The organism is Candidatus Nanopelagicales bacterium (assembly GCA_041393815.1).
Taxonomy (GTDB): Bacteria; Actinomycetota; Actinomycetes; order S36-B12; family JAWKJK01; genus JAWKJK01.
Genome location: JAWKJK010000001.1, coordinates 724,847 through 736,546, shown reverse-complemented (window position 1 = coordinate 736,546; position 11,700 = coordinate 724,847). Strand labels below are relative to the sequence as shown.

The 11,700-nt window shown below is 73.5% G+C and carries 7 protein-coding genes; 4 read left to right on the top strand and 3 right to left on the bottom strand.

The features are described 5' to 3' along the window. Nucleotides 1–2: 2 nt before the first annotated feature. From treZ to glgX, 3 genes are read right to left on the bottom strand one after another with little or no spacing between them, the layout of a single operon-like run. Entirely contained in the window at nt 3–1,841 is a 1,839-nt protein-coding gene (gene treZ, locus R2737_03335) for a malto-oligosyltrehalose trehalohydrolase (protein ID MEZ5115281.1), read from the bottom strand. Continuing rightward, on the bottom strand, nt 1,838–4,276 hold the full coding sequence (gene treY / locus R2737_03330) for a malto-oligosyltrehalose synthase (protein MEZ5115280.1): 2,439 nt from the start codon (nt 4,274–4,276) through the stop codon (nt 1,838–1,840). Before treY ends, treZ begins: the two co-directional genes overlap by 4 nt. Before the next feature lie 42 nt (nt 4,277–4,318). After that, a complete protein-coding gene (glgX, locus tag R2737_03325; GenBank protein MEZ5115279.1) occupies nt 4,319–6,445 on the bottom strand; it encodes a glycogen debranching protein GlgX in 2,127 nt (708 codons plus the stop codon). 207 nt (nt 6,446–6,652) lie between these two features. On the opposite strand from glgX, the gene R2737_03320 reads away from it, so the two are divergent. The 4 genes from R2737_03320 to nagA are packed head-to-tail and all read left to right on the top strand — an operon-like array spanning nt 6,653 to nt 11,700. Continuing rightward, a complete protein-coding gene (locus R2737_03320) occupies nt 6,653–7,999 on the top strand; it encodes an NAD(P)/FAD-dependent oxidoreductase (GenBank protein MEZ5115278.1) in 1,347 nt (448 codons plus the stop codon). A gap of 43 nt (nt 8,000–8,042) precedes the next feature. Then, nucleotides 8,043–9,515 (top strand): sugar porter family MFS transporter, encoded by a 1,473-nt coding sequence (locus R2737_03315; protein ID MEZ5115277.1) that lies wholly within the window; start codon nt 8,043–8,045, stop codon nt 9,513–9,515. Next, nucleotides 9,512–10,552, top strand: coding sequence for an SIS domain-containing protein (locus R2737_03310; GenBank protein MEZ5115276.1), 1,041 nt, complete (start codon nt 9,512–9,514; stop codon nt 10,550–10,552). The genes R2737_03315 and R2737_03310 overlap by 4 nt, the downstream gene beginning before the upstream one ends. Further along, nucleotides 10,549–11,700 carry an N-acetylglucosamine-6-phosphate deacetylase gene (gene nagA, locus R2737_03305; protein MEZ5115275.1) on the top strand — a complete coding sequence of 384 codons (1,152 nt, stop codon included), beginning with the start codon at nt 10,549–10,551 and terminating at the stop codon, nt 11,698–11,700. Before R2737_03310 ends, nagA begins: the two co-directional genes overlap by 4 nt.

Genomic DNA, 11,700 nt, shown 5'->3' with positions numbered 1-11,700 from the left:
GGTCAGCGCGCGGACTTCCGGACGACGGCGCTGGCCCCCGGCTCGAGTCGCACCTCGTCCCCGGTCACGGTGGCCGCCGCGGCCCCCGGCCAGGCGAGGGCGACCTGGTGGGCTCCCGCCACGGGCACGGTGACGGCGTCGTCGGACAGGTTGGCCACGGTGGACCACGGTCCCCGGTGCGTGGCGAACCAGCGCGGCCGTCCGTCGTCGCCGGCCCGCCAGTCGCAGCGCACCCCGCCCGCGGTGCCCGCGCCTCCGGGCGCAGTGGGCGAGTCTGTCGACGCGCTCGCCGGACCCGGGCCGCCGGGCTCCCCGCGCAGCGCCACCAGGTCCCGGTACCAGCGCAGCAGGTCTGCGTGCCACGACGTCCCGGCCTCGCCCTGGCGCAGCACCGACCGCTCCCGGGTCTGCGGGTCCTGCGGGTCGGGCACGGACTCGGGGTCCCAGCCGTGGTCCGCGAACTCCCGGCGCCGGCCCTCGGTGACCGCGCGGGCCAGGTCCGCGCCGGGGAACGAGGAGAAGAAGCACCAGGGCGTCGAGGCCCCCCACTCCTCGCCCATGAACAGCATCGGCGTATACGGCAGCGTGAGCAGCAGCGCGGCGCCCGCGGCCGCGCGGTCCGGCCCGCACAGGGCCACCAGTCGGTCCCCGGCGGCCCGGTTGCCCACCTGGTCGTGCGTCTGCAGCGCGACCACCATCCGCCAGGGCTCGGTGCGCGTCCAGTCCACCGGGCGGCCGTGGCTGCGGCCGCGGAAGGTCGACCACCGGCCGTCGTGCAGGAAGCCGTGCTCCAGCGCGTGCGCTGCCGCCTCGCAGGAGCCGAAGTCGGCGTAGTAACCGGCGGTCTCGCCGGTGAGCAGCCAGTGCAGTGCGTGGTGCACGTCGTCGTCCCACTGCGCGGTCATGCCCAGCCCGCCGTCGTCGCAGGAGGTCACGGTGCGTACGTCGTTGCGGTCGGACTCGGCGACGATCGCCAGCGGCCGTCCCACCTCGTCCGCCAGGGCGCGGACGGCCCGGGCCAGCTCCTCCAGGAACGTCATCGCCCGGTGGTCGCGCAGCTCGTGCACCGCGTCCAGCCGCAGACCGTCGAGGTGGTAGTCGCGAAGCCAGGCGCAGGCCGAGTCGACCAGGATCGCGCGCACGTCGTCCGACCCGCGGTCGTCCAGGTTGAGCGCGGGCCCCCAGGGCGTCGTGTGCGCGGTGGTGAAGAAGGGCCCGAACTCGCCCCAGTAGTTCCCGCTGGGCCCCAGGTGGTTGTGGACCACGTCCAGCAGCACGGCCAGCCCCCGACGGTGCGCCTCGTCGACGAACCGGACAAGTGCCTCCGGCCCCCCGTAGGCGGCATGCACTGCGTCGAGCGCCACCCCGTCGTAGCCCCAGCCGTGGGTGCCGTCGAACGCGGCCAACGGCAGCAACTCCACGTGCGTGACGCCCAGGTCCACCAGGTGGTCCAGCAGCCCGACCGCCGCGTCCAGCGTGCCGGCCTCGGTCGCGGTCCCCACGTGCATCTCGTACACGACCGCGCCCGCGGCCAGGTCGCGCCCGCGCCAGTCCCCGTCCGTCCACGCGAACCCGGCCGGGTCCACCACCCGCGCCACCCCGTGCACCCCCTGCGGCAGGTGCCGCGCGCGCGGGTCCGGCAGGGTACGGCCGTCCAGCTCCAGCAGGTACTCCGCGCCGGAGCGCCACCAGCCGGCCCCGCCGGCGAACCAGCCGGGACGGTCCTCGATCGCGACCAGCGTCTCCGCGGGGGCCCCGGTGACCAGCGCCCGCACGGTATGCGCGTACGGCGCCCACACCCGCAGCGGAAGGCCCCCGAGGACGGGGATCCCGGAGGTCACGGCTGCCGTACCAGCAGCGTCACCGGCCAACGCGCGTGCAGCGCCGACACGCGCAGGCCGCCCGGACCGGCGGCGTGGTGGGTCGCTCCGGTGAGCAGGTCCCGCCAGGTGCCGTCGGGAAGTAGGCAGACGGTGTCCTGCCAGCCCCCGGAGTCGTTCAGCCGCAACGAGAACCGGGTCACCGTGACCGCCAGGTCGTCGCCCCGCGCGAAGCCGAAACCGTGCGTGGCGGCGGGTCCGGTGAAGGCCAACGGCTGGTACGACCCCCGGGCGCCCACCTGCCCGGGGCGGTCCCGTCGGAGCCGGAGCCCCAGCGCGGTGAGCCGCATCTTGGCGGCGTCCAGGTCCCGGTACGGGTCGGGGCTCTCCGCCAGGGACCGCCGTAGCAAGGCGTCGAGGTGGTCCTGGTCCGGCTGCACCCGGTTGTCGGGGTCGACCAGCCGCAGGCTCACCGTCTCGCAGCCCTGGTAGACGTCCGGGACCCCGGGCAGCAGCAGCTGCACGGCCCGCTGACCGAGCACGTTGCCGACGAAGCCGGGGTGCAGTGCCGCCACCACGTCGCGCGCCCTCGCCGCCACCTGCTCGTCGCTGACCAGCCGGTGCACCGACTCGACCAGGTGCCGTTCGTACTCCTCGTCCGGCGCCGTCCACGAGGTCCGCAGCTTCGCCTCGCGGGTGGCCTTGACCAGGTAGGCCGACAGCCGCTCGGCGTCGATCGGCCACGCCCCGACCAGGGTCTGCCACAGCAGCCAGCCGGTCGCCCCGTCGACGGTGCCGTCCGGCGCGGTCAGCCCGCCGCTGATGTCGCGCCAGTGCCGGATCGCCTCCACCCACAGGTCCGGCCGCTCGCTCAGGGCGGCGAGCCGCGCGCGCACGTCCTCGCTGCGCTTGGTGTCGTGGGTCGACAGCGCGGTCATCGCGTCGGGCCAGCGCTGCTGCCGGCGGGCCGCCCACGTGTGGACCTCCTCGGCGGAGAAGCCGAACCGGGCCGGCTCGCCGCCGACCTCGTCCAGCGCGGACAGCGGGAACCAGCGGTAGAACGCGGTGTCCTCCACGCCCTTCGCCACCGCGGGGCCGGTCGTCTGCTGGAACCGCAGGCAGAACTCGTCCCGCCGCTCGCCGCGGCCGAGCCGACCCAGGGCCAGGTCGCGCAGCAGCGCGATCTCCGCGGCACGTGCCGGCAGCCGGGAGGTGGCGACCTCGGCCGTCCCGTCGACGACCCGCACCGACTCCTCGGGCGGCTCCTCGCCGGGCACCACGTAGGCCCGGTAGACCGGGACCGCCGCCAGCAGCTCGACCAGCGCCTCGGTCAGACCGCGGCGTGAGAAGTCCCGCAGCCGCACCGACGACTGGCACACGTCGTACGCCACCGCCGCCAACCGGTCCACCTCGGCCGCGAGGATGCCCCCGAGCACGTCCCGGCGGGCCTGCTCCTGTGCCGCCTCCCACGGCAGCGTGGCGGGGTCGCCGGCCGGGGCCAGGGCGGCCAGTGCCCCCGTCAGGACCGGGCCGCCGTCCGGGTCGACGAACAGCCCGCACACCCGTTGCAGCGCTTCGTATCCCGTGGTCCCCGCGCACTCCCAGTCCGGCGGCAGCTCCTCGTCGCCCTCGAGGATCTTCTCCACGACCACCCACGCACCGCCGGTCGCCGCGCTGAGGCGGCGCAGGTAGCCCCGCGGGTCGGCGAGACCGTCGGGGTGGTCGATGCGCAACCCGCTGACCACCCCGTCGCGGACCAGTCGCAGCAGCACGCCGTGGCTGGCGTCGAAGACCTCCTCCTGCTCGACCCGGAAGCCGAGCAGGGTGTCGACGTCGAAGAAGCGCCGGTAGTTCAGCTCCTCCCCGGCCGCCCGCCAGTACGCCAGCCGGTAGTGCTGCGCCGCCAGCAGGTCCTCCAGCGGCAGGTCCTCGGTGCCAGGCCGGACCGGCAGGACGTGCTCGTAGTAGCGCACGACCGGCAGCCCATCCGGGCCGCCCTGGCGCTCCAGGGTGATCTCGCCGGCGTCGAGGCACTCCCCGATCCGGCGCCCCAGGACCGGGATCAGGACCGGCTGGTCCAGGGTCCAGTCGATGTCGAACCACTCGGCGGAGGGTGACTCGCCGCCGTCGCGCAGGACCGACCAGAAGGCGGCGTTCAGGTGCTCCGGCACCGGCAGCGCCATGTGGTTGGGCACGACGTCGACGACGACACCGATGCCCCGGTCGGCCAGGGCTGCTGCGGCCCGCAGGAGCTCCGGCTCACCGCCGAGCTCGTAGCTGACGTGGCCGTGGTCGACGACGTCGTAGCCGTGCGTCGACCCGGGGGTGGCCTGCAGGACGGGGGACAGGTACGCGTGCCCGACACCGAGGTCGCGCAGGTAGTCGGCGCGCTGCTCGAGCGAGCCGAACCCGTGCGCGGGCGTGAGCTGGATGCGGTACGTCGACAGGGGGGCCATCCCGATCAACCCTACGGGTCCGCCCGACAGCAGCGGCGTGTGTCAGGGCACCCGTCGGAGCACCACGGTGCTGTGGCTCGCGATCGGGAGGCTGTGCCCGGCCTCCACCGTCCCGCCCACCCGGTCGCGCGGCGTGGGACCGCCGGTGAGCGCCGACGTGTCGATCTCCACCAGCCAGTCCTCACCGAACGGGGCCCCGGGCAGGGTGAAGTCCATCGGCTCGGAGTGGGCGTTCATCAGCAGCAGGAACGAGTCCCCGACCACCGGCTGACCGCGCTCGTCGACGTCGTCGAGCGCCTCGCCGTTGAGGAACACCCCCAGCGTGCGGGCGAACCCGTTGGTCCAGTCCGACTCGTCCATCTCCTCGCCGTCGGGCCGGAACCAGGCGATCTCGTGCTCGTCGGAGGTGCCGCGCAGGTTGTGGCCCTGGAAGAAGCGGCGCCGACGGAACACCGGGTTCTTGCGGCGCAGCCGCGCGATCCGCTCGGTGAACTCGAGCAGGCTCTCGCTGTCGCGAGTCGGCTTCCAGTCGACCCAGGAGATCTCGTTGTCCTGGCAGTAGACGTTGTTGTTGCCCCGCTGGGTCCGCCCGAGCTCGTCACCGTGCAGGAGCATCGGCACGCCCTGGCTGAGGAACAGGGTGGCCAGGAAGTTGCGCTGCTGCCGGGCGCGCAGCTGGTTCACCGCGACCCGCCGGGTCGGACCCTCGAACCCGCAGTTCCAGGATCGGTTGTGGCTCTCGCCGTCGTTGTTGTCCTCACCGTTGGCCACGTTGTGCTTCTCGTTGTAGGACACCAGGTCCCGCAGGGTGAAGCCGTCGTGCGCGGTGACGAAGTTGATGGACGCGATCGGCCGGCGCCCGCTGCTCTCGTACAGGTCGGACGAGCCGGTCAGCCGGGATGCGAACTCGGGCATCGTCGACGGCTCGCCGCGCCAGAAGTCGCGGACGGTGTCGCGGTAGCGGCCGTTCCACTCCGTCCACAGCGGCGGGAAGCCGCCCACCTGGTAGCCGCCCTCGCCGAGGTCCCACGGCTCCGCGATCAGCTTGACCTGCGAGACGATCGGGTCCTGCTGCACGAGGTCGAAGAAGGCGCTGAGCCGGTCCACCTCGTGGAACTGGCGGGCGAGCGTGGCGGCGAGGTCGAAGCGGAAGCCGTCCACGTGCATCTCGGTCACCCAGTAGCGCATCGAGTCCATGATCAGCTGGAGCACGTGCGGGCTGCGCATCAGCAGCGAGTTACCGGTGCCGGTGGTGTCGTAGTAGTGCCGCGGGTCCTCCGGGACGAGCCGGTAGTAGGCCGCGTTGTCGATGCCCCGCAACGTCAGCGTGGGTCCGAGGTGGTTGCCCTCGGCGGTGTGGTTGTAGACGACGTCGAGGATGACCTCGAGCCCGGCGCGGTGCAGGTCACGCACCATCGACTTGAACTCGGCGACCTGCTGGCCGTCGGTGCCGCTGGAGCTGTAGGCGGCGTGCGGCGCGAGGAACGCCAGCGTGTTGTAGCCCCAGTAGTTGGACAGGCCCCGCTCGGTGAGGTGGTGGTCCTGCAGGAACTGGTGCACCGGCATCAGCTCGATCGCCGTCACCCCGATGCGCCGGTAGTGCTCCAGCATCGCCGGGTGCGCCACCGCGGCGTAGGTGCCGCGGATCTCCGGCGGGATGTCGGGGTGACGCATGGTGAGGCCCTTGACGTGCGCCTCGTAGATGACGGACTCGTGGTACGGCGTGCGCGGCGGGCGGTCGTCGGCCCAGTCGAAGTACGGGTTGATGACGACGGCCTTCGGCACGTGCGGTGCCGAGTCCAGGTAGTTGGCCTGGTCGTGGTCGGCCCACAGGTAGCCGAAGCAGGCCTCGTCCCAGTCGACGTCGCCCTCGACCGCCTTGGCGTACGGGTCCAGCAGCACCTTCGCCGGGTTGCACCGCTGGCCGGAGTGCGGGTCGTACGGCCCGTGCACGCGGTAGCCGTAGCGCTGCCCGGGCAGGATCCCCGGCAGGTAGACGTGCCAGACGTCCGCGTCCCGTTCGGCGATCTCCACCCGGGTCTCGGTGCCGTCCGCGTCGAACAGGCACAGCTCGACCGCCCAGGCCACCGAGGAGAAGAGGGCGAAGTTGGTGCCGCTGCCGTCGTACGTGGCTCCCAACGGGTAGGCCGATCCCGGCCAGACCTGCATCGTCGTCCTTCCCGGGCCAGGACCCATCGTCCGGCCGCGCCCCGCCATCCTTGCGCACCGCCGCGCTCCGACGTGTCAGGTTTGTCACGCGCGGGTTTCCGCTTCGTCGGGTGCGGTTCGCCACGAGCGGACCTAGCGTGGTTGTCCGGAGCGGCGAGGAGGCCGCTCCCGATCCCGGAGGTTCCCGTGGCTACCGAGCCCACGCCCGTGTCCACGCGCTCGCCGCACATCCTGGTCGTCGGGGGCGGCTACGTCGGCATGTACACCGCCCTGCGGCTGCTGCGCCGGCTGCGCGCGGGGGAGGCGACGGTGACCGTCGTCGACCCCCGCTCCTACATGACGTACCAGCCGTTCCTGCCGGAGGCGGGAGCGGGCTCGATCCAGCCCCGCCACACCGTCGTCCCGCTGCGCAAGGTGCTGCGCGGCGCCCGGGTGCTGTCCGGCTACGTCACCTCTGTGGACCACGAGCGCCGGGTCGCGACCGTCGAGCCGCTGGAGGGCGAGCCGTACGACCTGCCCTACGACATCCTCGTGATGGCTGCCGGGTCGGTGTCGCGCACGCTGCCGGTGCCCGGGCTGGCCGAGTGGGCCACCGGGTTCAAGACCGTCGAGGAGGCCATCCAGCTGCGCAACCGGGTGCTGGAGTGCCTCGACGTGGCCGACTCGGCGCGGGACCCGCGCGTGCGGGAGCGCAACCTGACCTTCGTGGTCGTCGGCGGGGGCTACGCCGGGACGGAGGCACTCGCCGAGCTGGAGGACATGGCCCGCTACGCCTGCCGGTTCTACCCGAACATCAGCCCGGAGGAGATGCGCTGGGTCCTGGTCGAGGCCAGCGACCGGATCCTGCCCGAGGTCGGCGAGGACATGGGTCGCTACGCACTGGCCCAGTTGCGCGAGCGCGGCATCGACGTGCGGCTGAGCACGCGGCTGGAGTCGACGGTCGACGGCGAGGTCGTCCTCAGCGACGGCACCCGGATGCTGTCCGACACCGTGGTGTGGACGGCCGGGGTCAAGCCCAACCCGCTTCTGGCGAGCACGGACCTGCCCCTGGACGAGCGGGGCCGGCTGCGCTGCAGGGCGACGCTCGCGGTCGACGGTGTCGACGACGCCTGGGGCGCGGGCGACTGCACCGCCGTGCCGGACCTGACGAACCCCGGGCAGTTCTGCTCGCCCTCCGCGCAGCACGCGGTCCGGCAGGCGAAGGTGCTGGGGGACAACATCGTTGCGGCGCTGCGGGGTGAGGAACCGCGGCAGTACGAGCACCGCTACGCCGGTTCGGTCGCGTCGCTCGGCCTGTACAAGGGCGTCGCGCAGGTCTACGGGGTGAAGCTGCGCGGGTTCCCCGCGTGGTTCATGCACCGGACCTACCACATGAGCCGGGTGCCGACCCTCCAGCGCAAGGTCGCGGTCGTCGCGGACTGGACGCTGGCGTTCTTCTTCCAGCGCGACATCACCTCGCTGTGGGGCATGCACGACCCGTTCCGCGAGTTCACGTCCGTGGCCTCGGAGGGCAGGCCGACGACAGAGTCCTCGGGGGCTCCGCGGGTGGCCTGACGCCAGCGCGCATCGGCGGTGCCGTCGGTGCCACGCTGACGGCATGACCACGACCCGCACTCGGGGTGGCCGCCGGATCAGCCGGCAGGCGCTGGTCGTCGCGGGCACCGCCGCGACCCTGGGCATCCTGTACGGCTACGACCAGTCGAACGTCGGCGGCGCCCAGTTGTTCTTCGAACGCGACCTGGGGCTCAGCTCCAGCCAGGTGGAGTACGTCACCGCGGGGATCGTGTGGGGTGAGCTGGCCGGCGCCGTCGTCGGCGGCTGGGTGGCCAACAAGATCGGCCGGCGCCTGTCGGTGATCCTGGTGACGGTCGGCTACGTGTTCGGCTGCGTCCTGTCCGCCTTGGCGCAGAACGCCGGTCAGCTGTTCGCCGCCCGGGTGCTGCTCGGCTTCGCCGTCGGCATCTCCATCGTCGTCGTGCCCGTGTTCGTCGCGGAGTCGGTGCCGGCCGGGATCCGCGGCGCGATGCTGGTGCTCTACCAGGTGGTCACGGTCGTCGGGGTCCTGCTCGGCTACCTGGTGGCCCTGACGCTCGTCGGCTCGGGCACCGAGTTCAGCTCCTCCGCCGACGTGTTCGGCACGGGCAACTGGCGGCTGATGCTCGGGGTCGCGGCCGTGCCGGCGCTGGTCCTGCTGCCGTTCGTCCTGCGACTGCCGGACACCCCGCGCTGGTACGCGATGAAGGGGCGCTGGGACGAGGCCCGCGCGCTGCTGCAGCGGGTCGACCCGGACGCGGACCACGACGCCGAGATCGCCGAGATGCGGTCGGCCCTCTCGGAGGAGACGGGTGGCGCGTGGGGCCAGATGCTGCGCAAGCCGTACCTGCGGGCGACGGTCTTCGTCGTGGTGCTGGGCTTCTTCATCCAGATCACCGGGATCAACGCCACGGTGACGTACGGGCCGCGGATCTTCGAGGCGATGGGCGTGGAGTCCGACGAGCAGAAGCTGCTGATGGCCGGACTGGTGCAGCTGATCGCCCTGGTCGCGGTCATCACGTCGCTGACGCTCATCGACCGGATCGGCCGCCGGCCCATCCTGCTCACCGGCATCGGCATCATGATCGTGGCGCAGCTGATGCTCGTCGTGACGTTCCTCATCGTCGGCGACGGGGAGTTCGGCGGGTTCACGATCGCGCTCGGGTTCGCCGGCCTGGCCCTGATCAACGTCGGGTTCGTGTTCGGCTTCGGCTCGCTGGTCTGGGTGTACGCCGGCGAGGCGTTCCCCGCCCGGCTTCGTGCCTATGGCGCGTCGGCGATGCTCACCGCGGACCTGGTCGCGAACCTGATCATCGCCCAGTTCTTCCTCACCGTGATGGGGACGCTCGGCGGCGCGGGATCGTTCGGGCTGTTCGCGTTCTTCGCGGTCCTCGCCTGGCTGTTCGTGTTTCGGTTCGCGCCGGAGACCAAGGGCCGTGACGTCGACGCGATCCAGCACTACTGGACCAACGGTGGCCGGTGGCCGGACGAGGAACCGTCGGTGGCTGCGAGCGACGCGCCGGCGGGCCGGTCATGAGCGACGAGCGCGGCCAGCTGATGGCCGCCGAGGTCGCCGAGCAGCCGGCGGCCCTGCAGCGACTTCTGGACGAGGGGCGCGCGGAAGTGGCTGCCGTGGCGGCCGCGGTCCGGGACGCGCAGCCGCGGTTCGTGCTGCTGGCGGCGCGCGGCACCAGCGACCACGCGGCCCTGTACGCGAAGTACCTGGTCGAGATCACCTTGGGCCTGCCCGCCGGCCTAGCATCCCCGTCGACGCTGACCGCGTACGGTGCGCGGCCGCGGATGGACGGGGTGCTGTGGCTGACCGTGAGCCAGTCGGGCGGGTCGCCGGACCTGGTGGACTCGACCCGCGTGGCGGCGGAGTGCGGAGCGCTCACCGTGGCCGTGACGAACGCGCCCGGGTCCCCGCTGGCCTCGGCGGCCCGGCTGCACGTCGACACCCGCTCCGGACCGGAGCGGGCGGTGGCGGCGACCAAGTCCTACACCGGGCAGCTGCTCGCGTTGTGGCTGCTGGTGGACGCCTGGCGGGGTGGTTCCGGCGACGCGGCCCGGGACCTGCCGGAGCTGGCCGAGCAGACGCTGGGCTCGGGCGCGGCGGCGCAGGTCGCCCCGCGGTTCCGCTTCGTCGAGCGGCTGGTGACGACGGGACGCGGGTACGCGTACCCGACCGCGCGTGAGGCCGCGCTGAAGCTGATGGAGACGTCGTACGTCTCGGCGCACGCCTTCTCCGGCGCGGACCTCCTGCACGGGCCGTTCGCGATGATCGACGAGGACCGGCCGGTCATCGTGGTGGCGCCGGGTGGCGTGGGTGGCGACGCGCTCGTCCCGGTGCTGGAGCGGCTGCGCGAGCGCGGCGCGGACGTCACGCTCGTCGGCGACCCGGCGGCGGCTCCCTGGGCGGACGGCTGGCTGCCGGTCGCGGCGGGTGCGCCGGAGGAGCTCGGGCCGGTGCTGCAGATCCTGCCGCTGCAGCAGCTCGCGCTGCGGATGGCGGTGGCCCGGGGGCACGACCCGGACGCCCCCCGCGGGCTGCGCAAGGTGACGGAGACCTGGTGAGCACGCTGCTGCGCGCCGACCGCGTGGTCGCGCCGGACCGGGTGCTGTCCCGCGGCTGGGTCGCGGTCGAGGACGACCGGATCGTGGCCGTGGGCGAGGGCCCGCCCACCGACGAGGCCGGCGTGATCGGCCCCGCGGTCGATCTCGGCGACGCCATGGTGGTGGCCGGGTTCGTCGACATCCACGTGCACGGGGGCGGCGGCGCGACGTTCGGGACGGGGGCGGAGCAGGACCGTCGGGCGATCGCGTTCCACCGGCGGCACGGCACGACGACGCTGCAGGCCTCGCTGGTCAGCGCGCCGGTGGACCAGCTGGTGCGGCAGGTGCGCGACCTGGCCGAGCTGGTGGCCGACGGTGACCTAGCCGGGGTGCACCTGGAGGGGCCGTGGTTGAGCCCGGCCCGACGCGGGGCGCACGACCCGCGGTTCCTGCGCGACCCGGACCCGCACGACGTGGAGGCCCTGCTCGGCGCCTCCCCCGGGGCGGTGGGGATGGTGACGCTGGCCCCGGAGCTGCGCGGCGGCCTGGACGCCGTACGCGCCGTCGTCGCGGCGGGTGCGCGAGCGGCGGTGGGCCACACGGACGCCGACTACGGCACGGTCCGGGCCGCGCGGGAGGCGGGGGCGTCGGTGGCGACCCACCTGTTCAACGCGATGCCGCCGCTGGGGCACCGCAGCCCCGGTCCGGTCACGGCGCTGCTGGACGACCCGGGCTGCGTGGTGGAGCTGATCTGCGACGGGGTGCACCTGCACCCGGCCGTGGTCCACCTCGCGGTCGCGCACGCCGGGGCGGGGCGGGTCGCGCTCATCACGGACGCGATGGCCGCGGCCGGTGTCGGCGACGGCGACTTCCGGCTGGGCTCGCTGGCCGTGCGCGTGACGGACGGCGTGGCGCGGCTGGTCGACGGCGGGGCCATCGCCGGCAGCACGCTGACGATGGACGCCGCCTTCCGGTACGTCGTGGACGTCGTGGGCGTCGACCCGGTCTCGGCCAGCGCGATGGCGTCGGCGGTCCCCGCCGCGGTGCTGGGCCTGGACGGCGACCGGGGCCGGCTCGCCGCGGGGCAGCGCGCCGACCTGGTGGTGCTGTCGCCCGACCTGCAGGTGCGGCGGGTGATGCTGGCGGGGGCGTGGGTGGCCGACACCTAG

Bases quoted from the DNA above. Each gene is read 5' to 3' on its own strand.
- treY (MEZ5115280.1), bottom strand. From the start codon at position 4,276: ATGGCCCCCCTGTCGACGTACCGCATCCAGCTCACGCCCGCGCACGGG.
- glgX (MEZ5115279.1), bottom strand. From the start codon at position 6,445: ATGCAGGTCTGGCCGGGATCGGCCTACCCGTTGGGAGCCACGTACGAC.
- R2737_03310 (MEZ5115276.1), top strand. From the start codon at position 9,512: ATGAGCGACGAGCGCGGCCAGCTGATGGCCGCCGAGGTCGCCGAGCAG.
- R2737_03315 (MEZ5115277.1), top strand. From the start codon at position 8,043: ATGACCACGACCCGCACTCGGGGTGGCCGCCGGATCAGCCGGCAGGCG.